The sequence below is a fragment of the Bowmanella yangjiangensis genome, assembly GCF_017255015.1.
GTDB lineage: Bacteria > Pseudomonadota > Gammaproteobacteria > Enterobacterales > Alteromonadaceae > Bowmanella > Bowmanella yangjiangensis.
On record NZ_JAFKCS010000015.1, the window covers coordinates 82,932 to 106,471 of the forward strand.

Below are 23,540 nucleotides of genomic sequence, written 5' to 3' on the forward strand. Positions count from 1 at the left end.
TGGCTCCTGTGCTTAGCTCTTGGCCAGTTGTACGTCGTTGACTACTTCAACCGGGGCTTTGTCTTTAAGATTATGGTGACCTGTTACCACCACCTGCTCGGAACCATCAAGACCATTCACCACTTCCACTACATCACCCTCTGCGTAGCCGGTTTGGACTTGTACTTTCTCAGCGATACCGTCTCGCACGACAAACACACTGCTTTTATCGTCAATATTGATAATCGCCTGGCGGGGCAACAAGGTGGCGTTGGCGTGGGTGTCATAATTCAGTTTGACCTGAGCAAACATACCCGCCTTAAGATAATTGTCGTCATTGGGAACACGTAAGGTTACTTTGAATGTGCCGGTTTTGGCGTCAATTACAGGGCTGATACGTTCCACGTAGGCCTTGACCCTGTTGTCATTGGCAGCGGCAATGTCCAATTGGGCAGCTTGCTGCAGGTGCACGCGGGACAGCTCTTTCTCGGGAAGGTGAACCATGCCATATAGCTGCTTTTGCTGCACAATATGGAACATGCGCTCACGCTGGAATGATTCTGTGAGATTACCTACTTTGGCATTGCGTTCTGCGATAAAACCCGCGATGGGGGCGCGAATAGTGGTTTCGGCCAAATCCAGTCGAGCCAGCTCCAGTTCTGCATTAGCCGCGTCATAAGATGCACTGAGCTTGTCATAGGCATCATCGCTGACCAGTTTCTTCGCATACATATCACGAACTTTGTTCAGTTCTTTCTCAATTCCGGTCAGATTCGCTTCGGCCCGCTTGAGGTTGAGGATATAGCGTTCGGTTTCCAGTTTGGCCAGCACTTGCCCTTTTTCAACGTAGTCACCTTCTTCAACCAGGATCTCATGGATGATGCCTGATGCCCGTGCCACAACAAAGGCCTCTTCTTTTGCTTCAAGAATGGCGGTGGTGGCGTAGTTGGACGAAATATCACCTTGGCTGAGCGGCGCGACTTCAACGGGAATGGCGATAACTTCCACCTTCTTCTGCGCGGTATCAACTGTGGCCTCTGCGCCCCCGCAGCCGGTCATCAGTCCGGCGCTGATTAAGATGGAACTGGCGATAAGTGTCTTGACGAATCTGGATTGCATGGTGGTCCCCGAAACTGTTGCATTTTACGTTGTGTTTGCTGAATTCAGTAAAGCACTGAACGTGCCAGCAAAAATACTTCATATAAAACAACTGGATAGATATTTTTATTGTTCTGTCGCTTAACAAAATACACATCACTTAGCACTTTTGACTAAATGTTGGTTAATTGTGTCAAATGTAAAAAATGTTCTGCGACGCATAAGGCAGTGTAGACCCGGGCAATCCCCCTGAGCAGGATGAATTTGTAAGCAAGTATATGTTGAGGCTAGAGCGGCAAAGGTTTAAAGGCGGGGAAAAGAATTATCAGTTGCAATCTTGCTCGAGCAGCGATGACACCAAGGCTGGAACTAAGCTCAGCCTTTGCCGCAACACTGTTTAAACTTACGCTCACTGCCACAAAAGCAGAGATCATTGCGGCCCATTTTCACTGTGCCGGTGTCGGGTAGTATGTCACCATCATGATACTTCCACTGCTGTTCTTCACGTACAAACCTGGAAAGCTCATGTAACTTATACAGCTTGCCCTGTTCTTTGAAATAAGCACAAAACTGCACTTCGGCAGTCTCACCATCAGCGCTGTGTGACTCTACTTGTAACGCCAACCATTGCGTGGCCTCGGCATTCTCTTGTAAGTCTGCCAGTGTTAGATGCTCGCGCTTTTCCCGGCTGTAGGTATTCAGCACATAGTCAAAATTTGCCGTGGCGTAGGCGCTGTAGCGTGAACGCATCAGTGCTTCAGCACTGGGTGCTGTGGAGTTACCACTGAGTAGCGGTTCACAGCATTGAGCAAAAGGTTGCTGGCTGTGGCAATAGCAAAGTCGGGTCATGGGAAAGGTAGCAATAGGGAGTATCAAGCCCATTACCATGGCCCAAAAATAAGATTGCTGTCCAGGTTTTTTTCTTTACTGATGTTTACTACGGTGACACTGAACTGGCGGCATAACTGTTCTAAGCGCTTGCGACTCAATTCGTCAATGAATAGTTCTTCTACAAACAAGGCGCAGGTTTTACCCGCAGTAATGAGCTTTTCCAGCCAGTCGAGGGTTTTGTCAGCATCAGGCTTGGCCAGATGCTGACTGTTATGTTCAGTGCGTTTGAACTTCAAACTGTTGGATAACAGGTAAACCCATTTTCCTTGCTGTTCAAAGTGCTGCATCAAACTGCGTAGCTGGGCACCTTGATACATAGATAATTCCAAAACGCCGGGTTGGTGACGGGAAGTAAGCAGTGCATTAACGGCCATAACAAAACCTTGTTTATTTATACAGTGGTTGTGTAAACAGTAGTACTGTATAAATAAACATGCAAGTGTTTTTTTTAATCAATCTTTCTGTAAAAGTTGCCTTGTTGTTTCCAGGGCCTGAATTTGCTCGTCGTCGATGCCAAACTCCTGCAACACCATTTTGCTGTGTTGTCCCAGTTTTGGTGCGGGTTGGGCTATGGGGGGCTGATGGGCGGAAAGTTTAATAATAGTGCCAAGGCTAATATGTTCACCTTTGGCACTTTTCACATATTGCAAGGGTTGCCGCGATTTGACCTGTGGTTCCTGTAGCGCTTGATCCAGTCGGTTGACCGGGCTGATGCAATAGTCGGTGTCACCAAAGTCTGCCAACCAGTCGGCGCGTGAACGGCTAAGGAAAAGGGCGCGAAGGGCCTGGGTTTGTTGATGGGGATCGTCAATATCGAGAATATCTTCTCGCTCAACCTGATGCAAAAAGCCCTGATAATATCTGTGCTCACCGGCACCAAAATACAGATAGTGGCCACAGGCGCATTGGTAAAGCGCGTTACGGGGCCATTCTCCTTGCATAAAGGCCTGGCCTTGCCTGGGGTGGTCGCAGTTGTGAAGTTCTCCGGCAGCCGGAGCCTGAAGCCCCATTAGCGCGTCCAATACGGCAATATCCACCAGTTGCCCTTCACCGGTTTGCGTGCGGTGCAATAGGGCTGCAAGAATGCCACTAAGCGCAGTATAGGCGCCTACCATAGACAATCCCGGTGCAAGATGCGGAATGGCAGGCGCGGGGGCAAAACTGTCTATCAATCCACTAAGGGCAGCGAGATTGCCCTCATGTTGCATTCTGGTTGCATCCGGGCCAGTTAATCCGTAACCCGAGATATGGCAATAAATCAGGCGAGGGTTAAGCTGTCGCAAACTGTCATAGTTCAGTCCCCATTTTTCCATGCTGCCGGGTTTGAAGCCTTCAATCAGCACATCGGCTTGTTGAATTAGGCTTAGTAGAGTGTCTTTGCCTATTCCTTTGCGATAATTCAGGGCCAGCGAACGTTTATTGCGATTAATGCTGAGAAAGGCGCCGTTGACGTTTTCTCCTGCATGCTCGGTCTGGCCAAAAGGCGGCATAAAGCGAAACATATCGCCGCCCTTGGGAGGTTCAATCTTGATTACCTGGGCACCGAGGTCTGCCAGCAAAGTGGCACACATGGGGCCGGAGGCCATAAAAGCCAGTTCCAGTACCACAACATCTTTTAAAATGGCACTTTTTGACATATCAGATATACCAGTCGGCGGCAAAATGACGGTACATCTCGCCCTGATTGTTATGGGCGGTCATTACCTGAATAATATTTACCTGTTTTTTTGCGGTTAGCCATTGCCGCATTTGTACCGGATCGAAATGGTGAACAGTGGCCAGATTAATATTCACGCCTTGATGTTGCCATGTTGCATCGGGTTGTTTCAGGTTGACACTGTTCATCTGAGCACCGGCATGTCCGAGAATGGCCCGTTCCTGATAGGTACGGACCATGGACAAGCTGTTATTGACGAACACAAACAAGGTGGCGCTGCCTGTAATAGTCTGTCTTCCCCTGAGGTTCTTCAGCACAAACGGCAGTATATCTGGCACCAGACTCCTTGCCCCGTCGCCGATAAAGGCGATGGTATTGGCCGTGCTGGTCAGGGCTGTGAGAGGGAAAGCCATCAGTGCATCGCCCATGCAGCCGCGCCCATAAATACTGGAGAAACCTACATCGGTGCGAATAACACTGCACAGCGCACCAAAGCCACATCGCCCTGCATCAAACAAACCTGTGTAGCGGTAATCCTGCTGCGTGATTAACTCTGTCAGTAGCTGGTTTAGCTGCGCGTAGAAATAATCTGGTGCCATAGGACTGCTGGGCAGTTGATTGAGTAAACTTGGCGGTGCTGATTGTGCGGCATGTAAGGCCTTTTGCCGAAACGCCAGTACGAGCGGGGCAACCTTTAGGCAGTTGCGAACTTGATGTAAGAAGTCAGCAACATCCATACATAGACCCCGACTAACGTAAGGTGCCATATGTTCAGGAACATTGGTCACCTGCACTGTGTCTAATCGGGTTTTAAAATTACCAAAAGGGAAGGGGCTGGATGGCTGGCCCAGGCGGCTTTTAAGGAAGAACAGAATTTGCTCGTCTTTGCTGTTAAGTTCCCCGTCGGTATAAAGGTATTGCAGGGTTGGACGACTGGTACCATAGACCCCTAAGGTGCCCAAATACTGGGGGTTTTTGTGGCCATGTCGATATGCACTGACAGTGCCAGGGCGCTGCACAGAGTCAGCCAAAGCGATACCCGCCTGTTCGGCGATTACCTGCAGATCCTGCTGTTCCTGCTCGCTAAGCGGGCTATCAATCACCCATAAGACTTTTCGCATATCCTGGTTGAGGATTTGCATAATCTCTTCGGGGACTTGGTTAGTTGTAGTTGATACCGCAGGTTCGGATGGGCCGTTAAGCAGATCGGCCGGTAAGCTACGGCAAGTGTCCAATACTCTGGGAGTGGGCAAGAGCACCACAGGGCCTGGTTTGTTGTAATACAAATATTGAGCCTGCCTGAGGTCTTCATCAAGTTGGGTGGGTTCCTGCATGTATACCCAGGGAATGTCCATCGCATCGAGGATTTTTCGTACATCTTCCTCGGCATTGATCATGCCTTGTGCGGCAAACCAGCCCGTGGTTTCCCCCTCACCACAAACTATAAACCCCCGTGCCCGGCTGCGTTTCAAATTCAGCAGGCTGCCTTTGAACTCCAGCATCATTCCGCAGGTGACCGTAATCAGATAGGGCGACTGGTAAAGCTGCCAGTTAGCCAGTGCGCTGCATGCCAGACTATGTTCATTGCAACCATTGATAATAGTGACCTGTCGATTCGCCAGAGCAGACTCCATGGCATCAATAAATGGCGCGATAATAGAGCCGGTAAAGTAGGCAAATAGCCAGTTGTCATCCACCTGGTTAGAGAAAAATTCAAGCATGAAGCTGGCTAGACTGATAGGACGCTTGCCATAGTCGGCGGAGCTATGCACCTGCCTGGCTGGCAGCCCGCGGACTTTTCTGGCTAACAGCGGGTTGCAATGAAATCGCACCAAATATTCCATCACATCCACCAGAGCCTGACTGGCCAACACAGCCTGCCATTTTGGCTGGCGCTTATCCAGATAATGTTCGATGGTATCGGTAATGGCGTAAAGCAGGCTGTTGTCGGCAGGCGGAGGATTTAAGTACCAGGTTGATTGAGGCGTGCGTATCGCCTGAATTGTCAGTGCATTTAGGTGTTGATAAAAGGACTCGGTTTTTTCAACCAGGGTTACCTGAGATAGGCCCGCCTGATTATCGAAAAGCAGCATATCTAATGAGTAAGCCTGCTGATTTTGTAGCAGGCTGGTCAAGTCTTCCAGACTTTCTGCAATATAGAGGGTTAGCGCCAAGGGCTTATCCAGGCTGGTCAGCTGTGACTGGGCTTTGTCCCTCAGTGCAGAGTAGAGAGGCAATGGCTCGATAGTTAACCTGTTGCCAGGATCATCGCCATAAATATGCAATTCTCTTATATCAGGCTGATTGAACAATGGGCGAAGGCCACCGACGATAGCGCTTATTACTTGCGCGTCTGTGCTGACAATGCCAATCCCTGGTTGATACATATAACCGTCCTGTTCGTGTGTTTAAATTATCATGCCTTGGCAGTATGAGTACTGCGTCACTTAGTTGCTTCGTGGTAAGAATAACTGCCCATAAAGCCTTGAGGCGAATTCATCTGTCATGCCCGAGATATAATCTGCAATAACGCGATGTGCCTGACCTTGTGATTGTCCTTTTAGCCAACGTTGGCGGGTATTTTCTGGTAACAGACGCAGAGGATCAGAACAGAAAGCGTCAAACAACGCCATCACCAATTGCTGGCCTTTGTATTCCATACGCTGTACTTCACTTTGTTGGATAACTCTGCGATAGACGTAACCTTTAAACTCCTCCAGTGCCTGGTGATAGTCCTGAGGAAGGGCTGCGTTGTTTGCCAGCAGGGGATGGATAAACTCAGGGTGGGTGGTACGAATTTCAACGGCGGTGATAAAACCATTAACCAGTGCGCCAATAGCGTCTTTGCGCTCCCAATGTTCACCACTGAAAAGTTTGTCTGCTAAACCCAGTATGCTCTGGCTTAGCCACGCAATTCCCTGGGCCTTGATAGGTTCAGCAACTTCACTGATAAAACTTGTTTGATTGACTATGCCGGTCACTATGGCATCTTCCAGGTCGTGGATGCTGTAGGCAATATCGTCAGCCAGTTCCATAATTGAACAATCGAACGATTTAAAACGTGTTTTGGCAAGATACTGATTAAAAGAAAAAAATTCACAGAACCTGTCTCTATCTTGCTGTTCAAGCGGCGCCAGTAGCCAGTCGAAGGTGTCCTGGTCATCGTCGAACAGCCCTTTGGCCGGCTGCCAGTCTGTCAGTTTCTCGGATGCAGGTTGGCTGAGCCGTAATCTACTTTGTAGGTTTGGGTATTTCACCAGACCTAGCAGCGTACGACGGCAAAGATTCATGCCTGCATCCGGGCTATAGGGCTCGAGTTTAGTCACAATACGAAACGTCTGGCCGTTGCCCTCAAAACCGCCGTGCTCACGCATCATATAGTTAAGCGCTGATTCACCGCCGTGACCAAAAGGAGGGTGACCAATATCGTGGGCAAGACACAAGGCTTCGATCAAATTATCGTTTAACGCCAACTGTTCACTTTGCTGGGGATACTTCTGACGTAGTTGTGCGGCTATGCCCTGACCAATCTGCGAAGCTTCTAGTGAATGGGTAAGGCGGGTGCGGTGAAAATCGTTCATACCCACACCCAATACCTGGGTTTTTGCCTGCAAACGGCGAAAGGCGGCAGAATGTAACACTCTGGCTTTGTCACGCTGGAAGGGTGAGCGGTGATCCCCCTGTCTTTCAGGTTGCGTTTGTTGTCGTGCAAGCCAGAGGGACATTCACTACTCCTGTGTTATTTCGTCCAGACTTAAAGAGAAGCTTGGTACATAGGCTTCAAGGAAATAATTGACCTCATCGGACTGATAATCTTTGAGTATGTTATCCAGGCGACGCTTAGCCAGTTCAAATTCATGATTACCCGCAGACAGCTCTTCCAGGGTTTTTAGATAGGCGCAGATAATATCCGCAGCTTTGATAATGAACTTCTCATCACTTGATTGGTATTGCCCGTCGATAAGTTCGGCATAATCCTGGCGAAAGGCATCAGGTGCCATCTCAATGAGTTTCTGTTCGGCAATTTGCTCAATCTTCTTATATTCCTGCTGAATAGCCGGATTGTAATACTTGACCGGGGTTGGCAGATCTCCGGTCAGTACTTCGGATACGTCATGGAACATGGCAAGCGTGGCGATGCGAAACGGATCCAGTGTGCCGCCATAAAAACGGTTGCGGATCATCGCCAATGCATGAGCCACCATGGCCACCTGCAAACTGTGTTCCTGCACGTTTTCGGTGCTTACGTTACGCATCAAAGGCCAGCGATTGATCAGTTTCATCCTGGCCAAGTGGGCAAAAAAGTGGCTTTGAGAACTACTCACTGGCCATTGTCCTGACGATAACCGGCAAAGAAACGCTCAACTTTACCCAGCGCAGACTGGAGAACATCGGCATGGGGCAAAAATACCAGGCGGAAATAGCAGCCGTCCCTTAAGTTAAAGGCGCTGCCATGGACCAACAGTACTTTTTCCTGACGTAATAAATCGAGGATCATTTGCTCATCATTACGAATGTTGAATCTGGCCACATCTACTTTAGCAAAACAGTACATGGCGCCTTTGGGCTTTACGCAAGAAATACCGGGAATCTTTTCCAATAAGCGCCATGCCGTGTCTCGCTGCAGACGAAGACGGCCGTCGGCTTTGACCAGATCGTTAATACTTTGATAGCCGCCCAATGCGGTTTGTACCGCATGTTGGCAGGGCACATTGGCGCACATGCGCATGGAGGCCAGCAGATTGAGCCCCTCCATATAACTTCGCCCCAACTTTTTATTACCGCTCAGTACCATCCAGCCAGAACGGAAGCCCGCTACCCGATAGTTTTTAGACAAGCCACTAAAAGTGACAAACAACAGGTCATCAGCCAATGAGGCAATACAGGTGTGTTTGGCTTCGTCGTAGAGGATCTTGTCATAGATCTCATCGCTGAAAATCACCAGGCCGTGGGTACGCGCTACCTCAATTATTTCCAACAACAGCTCTTTGCTGTACACCGCGCCGGTCGGGTTGTTTGGGTTAATCAACACAATAGCGCGAGTGTTAGGGGTAATTTTGGCCTTGATATCTTCTATGTCTGGAAACCAGCCAGCCTGTTCGTCACAGCGATAATGTACTGGTGTGCCGGAAGATAATGTGACTGCGGCTGTCCACAATGGGTAATCTGGCGCTGGCAGTAATACCTCATCGCCCATATTCAACAGGGCCTGCATGGCCATCACAATCAGCTCACTCACCCCATTACCAATAAACACATCTTCAATATCAATGTTTTTGACATTCTGCTGCTGGTAATACTGCATTACGGCTACACGGGCAGAGTAGAGGCCTTTGGCATCTGCGTAGCCTTGTGCGGTAGGAAGATTGTGGATGACGTCTTTAAGAATGTCGTCTGGTGCTTCAAAACCAAAGGGGGCAGGGTTGCCGATATTCAGTTTAAGTACTCTGTGCCCTTCATCCTCCAGCCTTTTCGCTTCGGCCAACACGGGGCCGCGGATGTCATAACATACGTCATTGAGTTTGCTGGATTTTACAATCTGTTTCATGAACTGCAGGGGTTGGAAAACGGGCTTACAGAGTAATACAGACTTGCAGGCTTTGTCTGCAATGCGGTAAAGAAAATTTTTATCGATCTTATATCCTGTTGAATAAGTCTGATAGGGCTTTTTAACACGAATATTGCGTCTTATCCGACACATTGGCTTACATTCACTGATTTGGCAAAGGAGCCCACTACTGATACATACAAACTAGAAGATTTTGTTGGAGTAGATGCTATGCCGATACCGTTTTTGTGGTTGGGGGTGGGACTTGGGGCATTGGCTGCGGGAAAACACCTAGCCAGAGAACGCTCGAGGGACATTGTGCTGCACCATCCTGGCGAGTCGCAACAGTCTGCAGCCATACTTAATGGTGCAGTAGTGTGCTGTGGGGTATTTGGCGTGTTTGATCATAGTGGCATTTGGATGGACGGCAGTATTATAGAGCTAAACGGTAACGGCTTGATCCGGGCTGTGTCTCCCCAACGATTCTTAGCTAACCGCAGTGGCGATAAGATTTTTGTGGCATGTGATGCCGATGGTAATGTCCTCGCCGATCTGCAAGCAGGAGAGCGTGCTGTCGCTAGAGTGTTTGAGTATTCGGCTTACGATTTGATGCGAAATAACTGTCATCAGTTTGTGCTTTCTTGCCTGACCCCAGGTGTCGGACATGTCACCTTGTTCAATGAACTAAATATCAGCGTTTCCCGTCACTTTGGTCAGTCTCTAAGCTGGCGTCCGGCCTTCGGGGTGTAAACAAGTAAAACAAGCTAACAGTGTGAATTTTAGGCAGTTAGTGGCATAAATCAGGCAAAGTTACCGATCTCTGCTTATGCTTTTAAGGCACCTTGCTGTTAGCTAATCAGTAATGGCTTGGCCTTGTTAAGACAAATCATTGCCGGAGGTTTTATGTCCCACTCTTTTAAAGAAACGCCCCACAATGCGATTACCGATAGCGGTATTGCGCGGGTTATTCCTTGCAAAGAACTGGATTTAGGCGACCCGTTGAAATGGTTGGCGCTGGGATGGCGTGACATAATGCGGGCGCCGCTATTAACTGCTTTTTATGGCATCATATTTACCGCGATTCCCTGGTTTATTACCTATATGGTGGCGTTAACCGGCTGGCACTTAATCATATTGCCTTCGATTGTCTGTTTTATGTTGATTGGGCCTTTTCTAGCGGCCGGCTTATACGACGTCAGCTGGGAGCTTGAAAAAGGTCATAGCCCGTCACTATGGCACAGTATTAAGGCCATTAAGCGCAATGCGGTGAATGAATGGGGACTGGGCATTCTGCTGTTGGTACTGATGATTTTCTGGTTAAGGGTGGCATCACTCATTCATGCCTTGTATCCCCCGTATTTAGAGGAAAACTTAGAAAATCTGCTGCCTTTCCTGGCATTGGGTACTGTGGTGGGGGCCGGTTTTACTATGTTGGTGTTTTTTATCAGTGCCTTTACTCAACCCATATTAATGGAAAGACGGGTCAATTTGGCCACAGCTGTGCTAACCAGTATGAATGCGGTATGGGTGAATAAAGTCCCCATGATGATTTGGGCCCTGATTATTGCTACTGCAGTGGGAATCGGCTTTGTGACCGGCTTTGCCGCCTTTATTATTCTGATGCCGCTTATCGGTTATGCCACCTGGCATGGCTATATCGACACTATTGAGTTAAAGCGGGAACGACACTACGAGTAATCGAGGGGAAAGCCTGCGGATTGGCGCGACCTGTATTCAGGAATGGGGGCTAGCTGAGTTTAATTTTTAGATCTGACTTGGCTTTGCAGCAACAGGGCAGTATTTCGTCATCGTCAATATAGGCCAGGGGATCGGTAATGTATTCCACCTGGCCTTCAATTAATTTAGTACGACAGGCTCCGCAAAACCCTTCGCGACAATGAAAATGGACTTCAACCTTGTGCGCTTCAAGATTCTCCAGCAGCGTCTGGTCCTTGTGGCAGGCTAACTGGGTCTGTTCATCCAAATGGATAATGTACAGCTTGTCCATTTTCATTGATTGGCCATCAGAGATCGAAGTCTCCGAAATCATCCACGCTTACTTCACTGTCGATTTGCCCCACCAGATAGGAGCTGATTTCTGACTCTTGTGGAGCGACCTGCACGTTATCTGAATTGAGGTAATTGTTCATCCATGGCAGCGGGTTGGACTTCACCTCAAAGGGGGTATCCATACCAATGGCAGCCATTCGGTGATTGGCAATGTATTCCACATACTGGCACAGAATGTCCTTGTTCAGCCCAATCATAGAGCCGTGCTGGAACAGGTAGGCAGCCCATTGCTTTTCCTGCTCAACGGCATTAAGGAAGATATCTCTGGCTTCTTCTCTGCACTCTTCGGCAATTTCCGCCATTTCAGGATCGTCCTTGCCTTTAGCCCACAGATTCAGAATATGCTGAGTGGAGCTTAAGTGCAGGTTTTCGTCGCGGGCAATTAACCTGATGATCTTGGAATTACCTTCCATCAGCTCGCGTTCTGCAAAGGCAAAAGTACAGGCAAAAGAAACATAGAAACGCACGGCTTCTAAAGCGTTAACTGAATTCATGCACAGGAACATCTTCTTCTTCAGTTCACGCAGATTAACTGTATAGCTTTGGCCGTCAACCTGATGCACGCCTTCACCCTGGGTTTGCCATAACTGGGTGGCAAAGATCAGATCATCATAGTAGCGGGAAATATCGGTGGCCCGGCGCTTTATCTCTTCGTTGAGCACGATATCTTCAAATACTTCACTGGGATCGGCGAATAAATTGCGCAGTATGTGGGTATAAGAACGAGAGTGAATGGTCTCAAAGAAGGACCAGGTCTCAATCCAGGTTTCTAACTCAGGCAGTGAAACTATCGGCAAAAACGCAATGTTGGGGCTACGTCCCTGCACAGAATCCAGAAGCGTCTGGTATTTCAGATTAGAGATGAAAATGTGTTTTTCAGGCTCACTGAGCTTTTGGAAATCAACGCGATCCTTACTGACGTCTACTTCTTCCGGGCGCCAGAAAAAACTGATTTGTTTTTCGATCAGCTTTTCAAAAATCTGATGTTTTTGCTGATCATAACGGGCCACGTTCACAGGATTGCCGAAGAACATGGGCTCAGCGAGTGGGTTAGTGCTTTGTTGGTTAAAGGTGGTGTATTTCATCGGCTCAATATCAACAGGTTATTTAGCACAGAGGCCGGTCAATGACCGGCCTTTCCATGAGGGTTAGATTTTACAGGCGCCACCGGCACAACCATCGTCTTCTTCGACAACAGTTTCTACCACGGCATCTGATTTACCGGCTGTCAGGTCTTCCTGAGTATCAGCCGCACCATCACGGGTGTTATGGTAATACAGGGTCTTGACGCCCAGTTTGTAAGCGGTCAGCAGGTCCTTGAGCAACAACTTCATCGGTACTTTGCCGCCTTCGTATTTACCTGGATCATAGCTGGTGTTGGCAGAGATGGTCTGATCCACGAACTTCTGCATAATGGCAACCAGTTGCAGATAGCCGTCGTTGGATGGAATATCCCACAACAGCTCGTACTGGTTTTTAAGACGTTCGTACTCAGGCACCACTTGTTTAAGTACACCGTCTTTACTGGACTTCACGCTGATATGGCCGCGAGGTGGTTCAATGCCGTTGGTGGCATTTGAGATCTGCGATGAGGTTTCGGACGGCATCAGGGCCGACAGGGTACTGTTACGCAGACCATAGTTCTGGATATCCGCGCGCAGTGCTTCCCAATCGTATTGCAAAGGTTCATTACAGACCGCATCCAGATCCTTTTTATAAGAATCGATGGGCAGAATACCTTTGGCGTAGGTGGTTTCATTAAACTTAGGACAGGCGCCTTTTTCTTTGGCCAGACCCACTGACGCACGCAACAGATAATATTGAATGGCTTCAAAGGCTCTGTGTACCAAACCGTTGGCACTGCCGTCTGAATAACGCACACCATGCTTGGCCAGGTAGTAAGCAAAGTTGATAACGCCCACACCCAAAGTACGACGGCCCATAGTGGCATTGTAAGCCGCAGGTACAGGATAGTCCTGATAGTCCAGCAAGCTGTCCAGTGCACGTACGGCAAGGTCGGCTAACTCTTCCAGTTCATCCAGGCTGTCGATAGCACCAAGGTTGAATGCAGACAGCGTACAGAGTGCAATTTCACCGTTTTCGTCGTTAACATGCGCCAACGGCTTGGTTGGTAGGGCAATTTCCAGACACAGGTTGCTCTGACGTACCGGGGCAACGGCCGGGTCAAATGGGCTATGCGTGTTACAGTGATCAACGTTTTGCAGATAAATACGACCAGTGCTGGCACGTTCCTGCATAAACAAACTAAATAGCTCGATGGCCTTAATTTGCTTCTTACGAATAGACGCGTCTTGCTCGTACTTCACGTACAGCTTTTCAAATTCTTCCTGATCAGCGAAGAACGCATCATAAAGTCCTGGCACATCGGACGGGCTGAACAGAGTAATGTGTTCGTCTTTGATCAGACGCTGGTACATCAGCTTATTGAACTGGACACCGTAGTCCAGGTGACGAACACGGTTTTCTTCTACGCCGCGGTTGTTCTTCAGCACCAGCAGGGATTCAACTTCCAAATGCCACAGCGGATAGAAAAGAGTCGCTGCGCCGCCGCGAACACCGCCCTGAGAGCAGCTTTTTACTGCGGTTTGGAAATATTTATAAAACGGCAAACAACCGGTGTGGAAAGCTTCGCCCCCGCGAATAGGGCTACCTAAAGCACGGATACGGCCGGCATTTATACCAATACCCGCACGCTGACTGACGTATTTAACAATGGCACTGGCAGTGGCATTAATGGAATCCAGGCTGTCACCGCACTCGATCAACACACAAGAGCTGAACTGACGGGTAGGGGTGCGCACACCGGCCATAATCGGGGTCGGCAGAGAAATCTTGAACTTGGACGCCGCATCGTAAAAACGCTTGATGTAATCCAAACGTGTTTCTTTGGGGTAATTGGCAAACAAACAGGCCGCGACCAACATGTACAGAAACTGAGCGCTTTCATAGATCTCGCCGGTAACCCGGTTTTGAACCAGATATTTACCTTCCAACTGCTTAACGGCGGCATAGCTGAAGTTCATATCACGCCAGTGATCCAGATAAGCATCCATCTGTTCAAATTCGCTTTGGGTGTAGTCCTCAAGCAGATGCTTGTCGTACTTACCCATGTCGACCATACGTACCACATGCTGGTAAAGCGCTGGCGGTTCAAATTGACCGTAGGCCTTCTTGCGCAAATGGAAAATGGCCAAGCGGGCAGCCAGGTACTGATAATCTGGACTGTCTTTACAGATAAGATCTGCCGCTGACTTGATCAGTGTCTCGTGAATATCAGAGGTTCTGATGCCATCGTAGAATTGAATATGAGCCTTAATTTCTACCTGAGAGACCGACACATTGTGTAATCCCTTTGCAGCCCAGGTGATGACTTTATGAATTTTGTCGAGATCAATTGGCTCTTGTTCGCCAGAGCGTTTGGTAACGAGAAGCGTATTATTCATGCCGGTAGCCGTCTTATTGTTATCAGTTAGCGCAAAATGCCTGCAAACAACCCCTTGTTTGCAGAAGAAAACAGCGAATCCTGTGGTTTGCCATGTGATTCGCACTGACACAAGATAGTGAGGTTTTTATCTTTATGCAACCCAATATCTGGTGGTTTAATGGCCGAACAAATCAATAGTTGCTATGAGGTTAGTAGCGACTCACCGAAGAGTCGCTATAAAGACTTTGATGATAGGAATGCAAGCAAAAAATCAGAGAATTTTGCGCGGCTAAATTTTTTATTTCTTAAACTCGCTGGCTTTATTATCTGTCGATATATAGTGCTTATCAGTTTATGTTGGCACTAGATCTTGTGTTGAACGGTTTTTGTTAGGGTGTTTGGATGCGAGATGCGCAGATCGGTCACCCAATGCTCAGGTTGTTCACTCTGGCAGATATAACCGTACTCGGCTAATACCGCTGTTATACCGGCTGCTCTGGCCGCTTGCATATCGCGCTCGGCATCACCCACATACCAGAGTTGTGACACTGGAATATTCAATTCAGATGCCGCCACTAATAAGGGTTCAGGGTGCGGCTTTCTGACGGTCAGGGTATCGCCGCAGATCAGCGTGCCTGCCGTATTAAACTCACTGAATTGTTTTAGCAGCGGCAGGGTCAGATGAGTGGGTTTATTGGTAACGATTCCCCAAGGAATATTCTGGCTATCCAGGGTTTCGATAAGTTCGCCGATACCGTCAAACAGGCGGGTATGTTCGAAAAGCTGCTCGGCGTAATACAACAAGAAGCGCTTTCTCAGCTCCTCAAAGGCCGCTGAGCCAAATGTGATATCAGGGAACCCCAGTTTGAGCATACCCATGGCGCCATGAGAGGCGATCGGGCGGTACTGTTCACGGCTTTTAGTCGAGCGGCCATGTTCGTCAAGCAAACGATTAAGCGCACAAGCTAAATCGTCTGCGGTATCCAGCAAGGTGCCATCCAAATCAAATAGCAGCCCATTTGGGGCAACTAGTTCATGCTGCATCTGGGTTATGACAATGCAGGAGATAATTAACGTCCACATTGCTATTGGACAGGTAATACTGACCGCTGAGTGGATTTAGGTGCAGGCCTTCAATATGACGGCATAGCAGTGGTGTTTTATCTATCCAGTTCATCAGTTCTGAAGGTCGGATAAATTTGCTGTGCTGGTGCGTGCCTTTTGGCACTAGTCCCAATACATATTCAGCCCCGACAATTGCCATCAGATAAGACTTGATATTGCGGTTTAAGGTCGAGAAAAACACCTGGCCACCGGGTTTAACCAGTTTGGCACAAGCGCGCACGATGGAATCGGGATCCGGCACATGCTCGAGCATTTCCATGCAGGTCACCACATCAAACTCACCGGCGTGAGTCTCGGCGAAATCTTCCACCGTAATCAGTTCATAAGCGACCGATACACCTGACTCCAGGCCGTGCAGCTTAGCCACTTCCAATGAGTCTTTGGCCATATCGATACCGGTAACCTGTGCGCCCATCTTAGCCATGCTTTCCGCCAGGATCCCGCCCCCGCATCCTACATCCAGAGCCTTTTTACCGAACAGTCCGTGACTATGCTGGGCAATAAAGTCTAGCCTTAACGGGTTTATCTGATGTAAGGGTTTGAACTCACCGTCCAGATCCCACCAACGACTTGCCAGGGCCGAAAATTTGGCGATTTCTTGTTCGTCGACATTTTGATGGGGTGTGGTCATAGACGCGGACTGCTGAGACATAGACTAACTCACTGGAAGAATTTGGTGCCTAGTATAATCAGCCACCCCCGGGATACCAATCCTCTTTTACATCGGTGAGATGCAACATTCGGTTGTGAAGATGTCACAGCGGTTTGCTCGAATGCCTGTTATCTGAACAAGCAGCGGCTATTTATTTTTTATTTTAAGTGGTAGGATTGGGCGGTTAACAAACCTCGAATAAAGCTTGAATTCCTGGGTTTTTGTCTGTCGCTTGTGACAAACTGAGATCCGCTTGGGAAGACGTAGATTAAAGAAGGGAACAGGGCTGTATATGACCGACCGCGCCAAAGAAATTCTCCCCATAAATATTGAGGAAGAACTTAAGAATTCTTATCTTGATTATGCCATGAGCGTCATTGTGGGCCGGGCCCTGCCAGATGTGCGCGATGGCCTCAAGCCAGTACACAGGCGTGTTCTGTTCGCCATGAACGAGTTGAAGAATGACTTCAACAAGCCTTATAAAAAATCGGCCCGTGTGGTCGGTGACGTTATCGGTAAATATCACCCTCACGGCGATTCAGCGTTATACGACACTATAGTACGTATGGCGCAGCCGTTTTCACTGCGTTATATGCTGGTTGACGGACAAGGTAACTTCGGTTCGGTGGACGGTGACTCCGCCGCAGCGATGCGATACACCGAAGTCAGAATGGCCAAGATTGCTCATGAGCTATTGGCTGATTTGGAAAAAGAAACCGTTAACTTCGTACCTAACTATGACGGTACGGAGCAAATCCCCGAAGTATTACCGACTAAAGTACCCAACCTGTTGGTGAACGGTTCTTCCGGTATTGCGGTAGGTATGGCGACCAATATTCCGCCACATAACCTGACCGAAGTCATTACAGGCTGCATAGCACTTATCAATAATCCTGAAATCAGCATTGAAGAGCTGATTGAATTTATTCCGGGGCCGGATTTCCCCACTGCCGCCATGATCAGTGGCCGTAAGGGCATTGAAGAAGCCTACCGTACCGGGCGCGGCAAGATTTATCTGCGCGCCCGTGCGGAAATTGAAACTGAAGATAACGGCAAAGAAACCATTATCGTTAATGAAATCCCTTATCAGGTAAACAAAGCCCGACTGATAGAAAAGATTGCCGAGCTGGTTAAAGAGAAGAAAATTGAAGGTATTTCGGCCCTGCGTGACGAGTCCGACAAGGACGGCATGCGTATCGTTATTGAAGTAAAACGTAACGAGTCTGCCGAAGTTCTGTTAAACCATTTGTATGCCCAAACCCAGTTACAAACCGTGTTTGGTATCAATATGGTGGCCTTAGATAATAATCAGCCCAAGGTCTTCAACCTCAAGGAAATGCTTGAGGCCTTTGTGTTGCACCGCCGTGAAGTGGTGACACGCAGAACCGTATTTGAACTTAAAAAAGCCCGCGACCGAGCGCACATCCTGGAAGGTTTGGCAGTTGCACTGGCCAATATCGATCCCATCATTGAACTGATTAAAGCCTCTCCCAGCCCGGCGGAAGCTAAGGCTGGCTTGGTTGCGCAGGGTTGGTTACTGGGTGATGTATCTGACATGCTGGAAAGAGCGGGTGTGGATGCGGCACGTCCTGACTGGCTGGAACCACAGTTTGGCATTCGTGACGGTAAATATTACCTTACCGAGGCCCAGGCCCAGGCCATTTTGGACCTGCGCCTGCACAAACTGACTGGTCTTGAGCATGACAAGATTCTGGCTGAATACAAAGAGCTTCTGGAGCTGATTGCTGAGTTGATGCATATCCTGGCCAGCCCAGAGCGTTTGATGGAAGTGATCCGCGAAGAGTTGGAGAAAATTCAGGCCGAGTACGGTGACGAACGCCGCACCGAGATTACCGCTGCCAGCCATGACATTGATATTGAAGATCTGATTGAACAGGAAGACGTAGTCGTGACCTTGTCACATGAAGGCTACGTTAAGTATCAGAAGCTTAAGGAATACGAAGCGCAGCGTCGTGGTGGTAAAGGCAAGTCTGCAACCAAGATGAAGGACGAAGACTTCATTGAGAAGCTGCTGGTTGCTAATACCCATGACTATATTCTGTGCTTCTCTACCCGTGGTCGACTGTATTGGATTAAGACCTATCAGTTGCCACTGGCGAGCCGTAACGCCAGAGGACGTCCTATCGTCAACATCCTGCCATTGGAAGAAGGCGAGCGTATTACCGCGATGCTGCCAATTGCTGAGTTTGTGGAAGATAAATATGTGCTGATGGCTACCGCCTTCGGTACGGTGAAGAAGACCGACTTGACCCAATACTCACGTCCGCGTTCCAACGGTATTATTGCTGTGAATCTGAACGATGGTGATGAGCTGATTGGTGTGGCACTGACCGACGGTCAGAGCGATATCATGCTGTTCTCTGATGCCGGAAAAGTGGTGCGCTTTAATGAGAAACAGCGCGACGCAGAAACCGGTGAAGTGAAGCTTGATCCGGAGACCGGCGAAGAAATGTTGTCGCTGCGTCCCATGGGACGTACCGCAACAGGGGTTCGTGGTATTCGCCTACAGGACGGTCAGAAAGTGGTATCTCTGATTGTGCCGCAAGGTGAGGGGGCCATCCTTACTGTGACCGAAAACGGCTATGGTAAACGAACGCCATTGGATGATTACCCGGCGAAGAGCCGTGCTACTCAGGGCGTGGTTTCCATCAAAGTGTCTGAGCGTAATGGTGCCGTGGTAGGTGCCGTTCAGGTCGACGAAAATGATGAAATTATGCTGATCAGTGATCAGGGCACGCTGGTGCGTACCCGGGTCAGTGAAGTGTCTGTGATTGGTCGAAATACCCAAGGGGTGAGATTGATCCGCACCGGCGAAAATGAGCATGTAGTTGGCTTGCAGCGTATCGACGAAGTCGAGGGCGAAGAAGACTACATGGAAGAAGACGGGCAAGAACCCGCATTACAGGCAAGTTCGGACGAAGGCCAAGTGCCGGGCGACGACGAATAGACGACAGAAATCCAGTCGAGGGACAGCAATGTCCCTTTATGTATAGGATGTACGGTATGTCGGTGTTGTCTGGAACATTCACCGACGAAGTCTGTATAGCGACGAGCGGCCTGAGATAATCCTTGCGCCGCTCGTTTGCTTTTTAAGAGTGTAATAATGAACAAGGTGTATAACTTTTGTGCAGGCCCTGCCATGTTACCTGTAGAGGTCATGCAGCAGGCACAGGCTGAATTTGTCGATTGGCAGGGACAGGGTTGCTCGGTGATGGAATTAAGCCATCGCAGCAAAGATTTTATTCAGGTAGCCGAGCAGGCAGAAGCCGATTTACGCGAGTTACTGGCGATACCCAGTAACTATAAAGTGTTATTTACCCATGGTGGCGGCCGCGGTCAGTTTTCTGCCGTTCCACTTAACCTGGGCGGTAAGCAGGCGCAGGCCGATTATTTGGTCAGTGGCTCCTGGTCATCGGCGGCGGTAGATGAAGCTAAACGTTATCTGATACCCAATGTGGTTGCCAGTAGTCGCTGGCAGGACGAACGCCTGATAGTTCCCGAGCAGAATGAATGGCAACTCAACCCCCATGCAGCTTATTTGCACTATTGTCCGAATGAGACGGTAGATGGGGTCGAGATGTCAGAGATCCCGGATATCGGCACTGTGCCGCTCGTGGCGGATATGTCATCCAATATTCTGTCTAAACCTGTGGATGTCTCTCGCTTCGGTGTGATTTATGCTGGCGCGCAGAAAAACATCGGGCCCTCTGGTCTGTCTGTGGTGATTGTCAGAGACGACTTGCTGGATCAGTCCATGGCGCATACGCCCTCTATTCTGAACTATAAGATTTTGGCCGAGCAGGGCTCCATGTTTAACACGCCGCCAACCTATGCTTGGTATTTGGCTGGCCTGGTCTTTAAGTGGTTAAAAGCCCAAGGTGGTGTTGAGGCGATGGAAAAACGCAATGCCGAAAAAGCGGCATTGCTGTATGGCTATATCGACGGCAGCGATTTCTATCAGAACCGAATTCATACTGCCTATCGTTCACGTATGAATGTACCTTTCCAGTTGGCTAATCCTGAGTTGGATAAAGCTTTCTTACAGCAGTCTGAGCAGGCTGGTTTGAAAGCGCTGGCTGGGCATCGGAGTGTCGGTGGAATGAGAGCCAGTATTTATAACGCGATGCCCATTGAAGGTGTACAAGCGCTGGTTGATTTTATGGCTGACTTTGCCCGGAGGAACGGTTAATGGAGCAATTGGTATTAAACCCCATCGCTCGTATTGATGGTGAAGTGAACTTACCCGGCTCCAAAAGTTTGTCGAACCGTGCCTTGTTACTGGCTGCCATGGCAGAAGGTCAGACTGAGCTGACCAATTTGCTGGATAGCGAAGATATCCATCATATGCTTAACGCCCTGACTAAGCTCGGTGTGAGTTATCAGCTAAGTGCTGATAAGACGCGTTGCACTGTGCAGGGATTAGGACATGCATTCAAAGTTGCCGCCAAGCAAAGCCTGTTTTTGGGCAATGCCGGTACCGCCATGCGTCCTTTGTGCGCCGCATTGGCGTTATCCGATGGTGAGTTTGAACTGACGGGTGAGCCACGTATGGAAGAGCGTCCTATTGGTGCGCTTGTCGATGCGCTCAGACAAGCCGGTGCGGATATTCAGTACTTGAAAAACCAAGGCTTTCCACCACTGCTGATAAAAGGCAAGGCCCTGTCTGGCGGAACCATTCAGGTGGATGGCAGTGTCTCCAGTCAGTTTCTGACGGCGGTTTTGATGGCGGCCCCCTTGTTCGAAGGCGAGACGCAGATTGAGATAGTCGGTGAGCTGGTGTCAAAACCTTATATCGACATAACCCTGGACACCATGGCTAAGTTTGGTGTCCAGGTGGAAAATCACCAATATCAGAAGTTTGTGGTTACCGCCGGCCAGCGTTATCGCGCGCCTGGCACTTTCCTGGTGGAAGGCGATGCCTCTTCTGCTTCTTACTTTCTGGCGGCGGCCGCAATTAAAGGCGGCAAAGTCAAAGTAACAGGTATAGGGCGTGATAGTATCCAGGGTGATAAGGACTTCGCGTTAGTACTTGAAGCTATGGGTGCCAAGGTTCATTGGGGGCCAGACTTTGTCGAAGTGCAAGGCGCACCGTTGAAGGCCGTTGATATGGATATGAACCATATTCCTGACGCTGCCATGACCATTGCCACCACCGCGCTGTTTGCCACGGGTACTACGGCAATTCGCAATATCTACAACTGGCGAGTAAAGGAAACCGATCGTTTGCATGCTATGGCCACCGAACTGCGTAAGGTCGGTGCTCATGTGGTGGAAGGTCACGATTTTATCGAAGTAACGCCGCCTGCGACGCTTAAACTTGCAGAAATCGATACCTACAATGACCACCGTGTGGCGATGTGTTTCTCGCTGGTCGCATTGAGCGATACTGCGGTGGTGATCAACGACCCAGGCTGCACTGCGAAGACTTTCCCAGACTATTTTGAGCGCTTAGCGCAGATAAGTCATGCATAGCTAAAGTCCTTTCCCAATGGCATAGAGGCGCTGGCCTTAGAGTTAACGCCTTTATGCTGATTGGGTAGTTTCGTTGCTTATCCCTCCTTTACGCGTATAATTGCGCGCGTTTTTTACAACGAAGACAGTTTTGGAGATTCGATGCAAGCAGCGCCTGTCATTACCATCGACGGACCGAGTGGAGCAGGAAAAGGCACCATTAGCGCCATGTTGGCTGAAAAGTTGGGATGGCACTTCTTAGACAGCGGAGCGATCTACCGTGTTTTAGCCGTTGCCTCTTTGCATCATCAAATCGATGCAACGGATGAAATGGGCCTGATACCTCTCGCGTCCAGTCTGGACGTCAGCTTCGAAACCCAGAGTGATGGGGTTACCCGAATCATTTTGGAAGGCGAAGATGTAACTGACAGTATACGCACCGAAGAAGTTGGTGCAGTGGCGTCGCAAGTCGCTTCTTTGCCCCGTGTGCGTGAAGCTTTACTGAGGCGTCAGCGGGCATTTCGCGATGAGCCCGGACTCGTTGCCGATGGCCGGGACATGGGAACCGTCGTATTTCCCGGCGCGCAGGCTAAAATATTCCTGACCGCCAGCGCCGAAGAACGAGCAATGCGTCGCTTTAACCAGTTGAAAGATAAGGGGCTCGATGTTAGCATTGAGCGCCTTTTAACCGACATTCAGGCTCGTGACGAACGTGATACTAATCGTTCGGTGGCGCCTTTGATGCCGGCTGAAGATGCATTAGTGCTGGATTCTACTCATATGAGTATTAGCCAAGTGCTTGAAGCTGTTATGCAATATGTTCAGGAACAGTTGCATAATAAATGATGAAACAGCTCGAATGTAAGGATGCGTCGAGCCAATTGGAACAACCCCACATTAGCGGGACTGCTGAGTGGATGTCAATACTTGAATAATCACACTATGACTGAAAATTTTGCTCAACTTTTCGAAGAAAGTTTAAAACAGCTTGAAACTCGCCCTGGTGCCATTGTTAAAGGTACTGTAGTTGCTATCGACAAAGACATCGTTTTAGTAGATGCGGGTCTCAAGTCTGAAAGTGCCATCCCTGCCGAACAGTTCAAAAATGCTGAAGGCGTTCTGGAAATCGCAGTAGGCGACACTGTGGATGTAGCACTGGACGCTGTGGAAGATGGATTCGGTGAAACGATCCTTTCTCGTGAGAAAGCCAAGCGTCACGAAGCCTGGGTTGAGTTGGAAAAAGCATACGAAGAGAAAGCGACCATCAAGGGTATCATCAATGGCAAAGTCAAAGGTGGTTTTACTGTTGAAGTTAACTCTGTACGCGCTTTCTTACCTGGTTCTTTGGTTGATGTACGTCCAGTGCGTGACACTATTCACCTGGAAGGCAAAGAGCTGGAATTCAAAGTTATCAAGTTGGACGCCAAGCGTAACAACGTAGTGGTATCTCGCCGCGCGGTTATTGAAGCTGAGAACAGTGCTGAGCGTGAAAGCCTGCTTGCCAACCTGGAAGAAGGTTTGGAAGTTAAAGGTATCGTTAAGAACCTGACCGACTACGGTGCATTCGTAGATCTGGGCGGTGTTGACGGTCTGCTGCACATCA

20 protein-coding genes are annotated in these 23,540 nt (G+C 49.1%); 7 read left to right on the top strand and 13 right to left on the bottom strand.

Annotated elements, in window-relative coordinates:
* Positions 1-12 precede the first annotated feature (12 nt).
* From J0A65_RS14980 to J0A65_RS15015, 8 genes are all read right to left on the bottom strand, one after another.
* Positions 13-1,098 (bottom strand): efflux RND transporter periplasmic adaptor subunit, encoded by a 1,086-nt coding sequence (locus tag J0A65_RS14980; protein ID WP_206595126.1) that lies wholly within the window; start codon positions 1,096-1,098, stop codon positions 13-15.
* A 354-nt stretch (positions 1,099-1,452) separates the two neighbouring features.
* A complete protein-coding gene (locus J0A65_RS14985; protein WP_232849976.1) occupies positions 1,453-1,959 on the bottom strand; it encodes a YchJ family protein in 507 nt (168 codons plus the stop codon).
* Positions 1,959-2,342, bottom strand: coding sequence for a hypothetical protein (locus J0A65_RS14990; protein WP_206595127.1), 384 nt, complete (start codon positions 2,340-2,342; stop codon positions 1,959-1,961). Before J0A65_RS14990 ends, J0A65_RS14985 begins: the two co-directional genes overlap by 1 nt.
* 78 nt (positions 2,343-2,420) lie before the next feature.
* Positions 2,421-3,605: a CaiB/BaiF CoA transferase family protein gene (locus J0A65_RS14995; protein ID WP_206595128.1), complete on the bottom strand. Its 1,185-nt coding sequence runs from the start codon at positions 3,603-3,605 to the stop codon at positions 2,421-2,423.
* A 1-nt stretch (position 3,606) separates the two neighbouring features.
* Positions 3,607-6,012: a hypothetical protein gene (locus tag J0A65_RS15000; protein ID WP_206595129.1), complete on the bottom strand. Its 2,406-nt coding sequence runs from the start codon at positions 6,010-6,012 to the stop codon at positions 3,607-3,609.
* 60 nt (positions 6,013-6,072) lie between these two features.
* Complete coding sequence (locus J0A65_RS15005) at positions 6,073-7,350, bottom strand: anti-phage deoxyguanosine triphosphatase (RefSeq protein WP_206595130.1); 1,278 nt, start codon at positions 7,348-7,350, stop codon at positions 6,073-6,075.
* 3 nt (positions 7,351-7,353) lie between these two features.
* Positions 7,354-7,908, bottom strand: a complete 555-nt coding sequence (gene yfbR / locus J0A65_RS15010; RefSeq protein WP_232849980.1) for a 5'-deoxynucleotidase — start codon at positions 7,906-7,908, stop codon at positions 7,354-7,356.
* Between the two features lie 38 nt (positions 7,909-7,946).
* Entirely contained in the window at positions 7,947-9,173 is a 1,227-nt protein-coding gene (locus tag J0A65_RS15015; RefSeq protein WP_206595132.1) for a pyridoxal phosphate-dependent aminotransferase, read from the bottom strand.
* Between the two features lie 231 nt (positions 9,174-9,404).
* Here J0A65_RS15015 and J0A65_RS15020 point away from each other — a divergent pair, with 231 nt between their 5' ends.
* Both J0A65_RS15020 and J0A65_RS15025 read left to right on the top strand, forming a co-directional pair.
* Positions 9,405-9,923 (top strand): hypothetical protein, encoded by a 519-nt coding sequence (locus J0A65_RS15020; RefSeq protein WP_206595133.1) that lies wholly within the window; start codon positions 9,405-9,407, stop codon positions 9,921-9,923.
* A gap of 153 nt (positions 9,924-10,076) precedes the next feature.
* The gene (locus J0A65_RS15025; RefSeq protein ID WP_206595134.1) at positions 10,077-10,871 is read left to right on the top strand and encodes a DUF2189 domain-containing protein; all 795 of its coding nucleotides are present in this window, start codon (positions 10,077-10,079) and stop codon (positions 10,869-10,871) included.
* Between the two features lie 49 nt (positions 10,872-10,920).
* Here J0A65_RS15025 and yfaE read toward each other — a convergent pair whose 3' ends face one another.
* The 5 genes from yfaE to ubiG form a co-directional block, all read right to left on the bottom strand.
* The gene (gene yfaE / locus J0A65_RS15030) at positions 10,921-11,181 is read right to left on the bottom strand and encodes a class I ribonucleotide reductase maintenance protein YfaE (protein WP_232849981.1); all 261 of its coding nucleotides are present in this window, start codon (positions 11,179-11,181) and stop codon (positions 10,921-10,923) included.
* Positions 11,182-11,197: 16 nt separating this feature from the next.
* Positions 11,198-12,328, bottom strand: coding sequence for a class Ia ribonucleoside-diphosphate reductase subunit beta (gene nrdB / locus J0A65_RS15035; RefSeq protein ID WP_206595136.1), 1,131 nt, complete (start codon positions 12,326-12,328; stop codon positions 11,198-11,200).
* 63 nt (positions 12,329-12,391) lie between these two features.
* A complete protein-coding gene (gene nrdA / locus J0A65_RS15040; RefSeq protein ID WP_206595137.1) occupies positions 12,392-14,707 on the bottom strand; it encodes a class 1a ribonucleoside-diphosphate reductase subunit alpha in 2,316 nt (771 codons plus the stop codon).
* 344 nt (positions 14,708-15,051) lie between these two features.
* Entirely contained in the window at positions 15,052-15,732 is a 681-nt protein-coding gene (locus tag J0A65_RS15045) for an HAD family hydrolase (RefSeq protein ID WP_206595138.1), read from the bottom strand.
* Complete coding sequence (ubiG, locus tag J0A65_RS15050; RefSeq protein ID WP_206595139.1) at positions 15,722-16,444, bottom strand: bifunctional 2-polyprenyl-6-hydroxyphenol methylase/3-demethylubiquinol 3-O-methyltransferase UbiG; 723 nt, start codon at positions 16,442-16,444, stop codon at positions 15,722-15,724. The genes J0A65_RS15045 and ubiG overlap by 11 nt, the downstream gene beginning before the upstream one ends.
* 313 nt (positions 16,445-16,757) lie before the next feature.
* Here ubiG and gyrA point away from each other — a divergent pair, with 313 nt between their 5' ends.
* From gyrA to J0A65_RS15075, 5 genes are all read left to right on the top strand, one after another.
* Complete coding sequence (gyrA, locus tag J0A65_RS15055) at positions 16,758-19,433, top strand: DNA topoisomerase (ATP-hydrolyzing) subunit A (RefSeq protein WP_206595140.1); 2,676 nt, start codon at positions 16,758-16,760, stop codon at positions 19,431-19,433.
* Positions 19,434-19,589: 156 nt separating this feature from the next.
* Positions 19,590-20,675 carry a 3-phosphoserine/phosphohydroxythreonine transaminase gene (gene serC / locus J0A65_RS15060; RefSeq protein ID WP_206595141.1) on the top strand — a complete coding sequence of 362 codons (1,086 nt, stop codon included), beginning with the start codon at positions 19,590-19,592 and terminating at the stop codon, positions 20,673-20,675.
* The gene (gene aroA, locus J0A65_RS15065; RefSeq protein ID WP_206595142.1) at positions 20,675-21,958 is read left to right on the top strand and encodes a 3-phosphoshikimate 1-carboxyvinyltransferase; all 1,284 of its coding nucleotides are present in this window, start codon (positions 20,675-20,677) and stop codon (positions 21,956-21,958) included. Before serC ends, aroA begins: the two co-directional genes overlap by 1 nt.
* Positions 21,959-22,099: 141 nt before the next feature.
* Positions 22,100-22,783: a (d)CMP kinase gene (cmk, locus tag J0A65_RS15070; protein ID WP_206595143.1), complete on the top strand. Its 684-nt coding sequence runs from the start codon at positions 22,100-22,102 to the stop codon at positions 22,781-22,783.
* A gap of 96 nt (positions 22,784-22,879) precedes the next feature.
* A partial coding sequence (locus J0A65_RS15075; RefSeq protein ID WP_206595144.1) for a S1 RNA-binding domain-containing protein occupies positions 22,880-23,540 on the top strand: 661 nt, incomplete at its 3' end.

Bases quoted from the DNA above. Each gene is read 5' to 3' on its own strand.
- J0A65_RS15005 (WP_206595130.1), bottom strand. From the start codon at position 7,350: ATGTCCCTCTGGCTTGCACGACAACAAACGCAACCTGAAAGACAGGGG.
- J0A65_RS14990 (WP_206595127.1), bottom strand. From the start codon at position 2,342: ATGGCCGTTAATGCACTGCTTACTTCCCGTCACCAACCCGGCGTTTTG.
- yfbR (WP_232849980.1), bottom strand. From the start codon at position 7,908: ATGAAACTGATCAATCGCTGGCCTTTGATGCGTAACGTAAGCACCGAA.
- nrdB (WP_206595136.1), bottom strand. From the start codon at position 12,328: ATGAAATACACCACCTTTAACCAACAAAGCACTAACCCACTCGCTGAG.
- J0A65_RS14985 (WP_232849976.1), bottom strand. From the start codon at position 1,959: ATGGGCTTGATACTCCCTATTGCTACCTTTCCCATGACCCGACTTTGC.
- J0A65_RS15025 (WP_206595134.1), top strand. From the start codon at position 10,077: ATGTCCCACTCTTTTAAAGAAACGCCCCACAATGCGATTACCGATAGC.
- aroA (WP_206595142.1), top strand. From the start codon at position 20,675: ATGGAGCAATTGGTATTAAACCCCATCGCTCGTATTGATGGTGAAGTG.
- gyrA (WP_206595140.1), top strand. From the start codon at position 16,758: ATGACCGACCGCGCCAAAGAAATTCTCCCCATAAATATTGAGGAAGAA.
- J0A65_RS15020 (WP_206595133.1), top strand. From the start codon at position 9,405: ATGCCGATACCGTTTTTGTGGTTGGGGGTGGGACTTGGGGCATTGGCT.
- J0A65_RS15015 (WP_206595132.1), bottom strand. From the start codon at position 9,173: ATGAAACAGATTGTAAAATCCAGCAAACTCAATGACGTATGTTATGAC.
- J0A65_RS14995 (WP_206595128.1), bottom strand. From the start codon at position 3,605: ATGTCAAAAAGTGCCATTTTAAAAGATGTTGTGGTACTGGAACTGGCT.
- J0A65_RS14980 (WP_206595126.1), bottom strand. From the start codon at position 1,098: ATGCAATCCAGATTCGTCAAGACACTTATCGCCAGTTCCATCTTAATC.
- cmk (WP_206595143.1), top strand. From the start codon at position 22,100: ATGCAAGCAGCGCCTGTCATTACCATCGACGGACCGAGTGGAGCAGGA.
- serC (WP_206595141.1), top strand. From the start codon at position 19,590: ATGAACAAGGTGTATAACTTTTGTGCAGGCCCTGCCATGTTACCTGTA.
- J0A65_RS15000 (WP_206595129.1), bottom strand. From the start codon at position 6,012: ATGTATCAACCAGGGATTGGCATTGTCAGCACAGACGCGCAAGTAATA.
- nrdA (WP_206595137.1), bottom strand. From the start codon at position 14,707: ATGAATAATACGCTTCTCGTTACCAAACGCTCTGGCGAACAAGAGCCA.
- yfaE (WP_232849981.1), bottom strand. From the start codon at position 11,181: ATGGACAAGCTGTACATTATCCATTTGGATGAACAGACCCAGTTAGCC.
- ubiG (WP_206595139.1), bottom strand. From the start codon at position 16,444: ATGACCACACCCCATCAAAATGTCGACGAACAAGAAATCGCCAAATTT.
- J0A65_RS15045 (WP_206595138.1), bottom strand. From the start codon at position 15,732: ATGCAGCATGAACTAGTTGCCCCAAATGGGCTGCTATTTGATTTGGAT.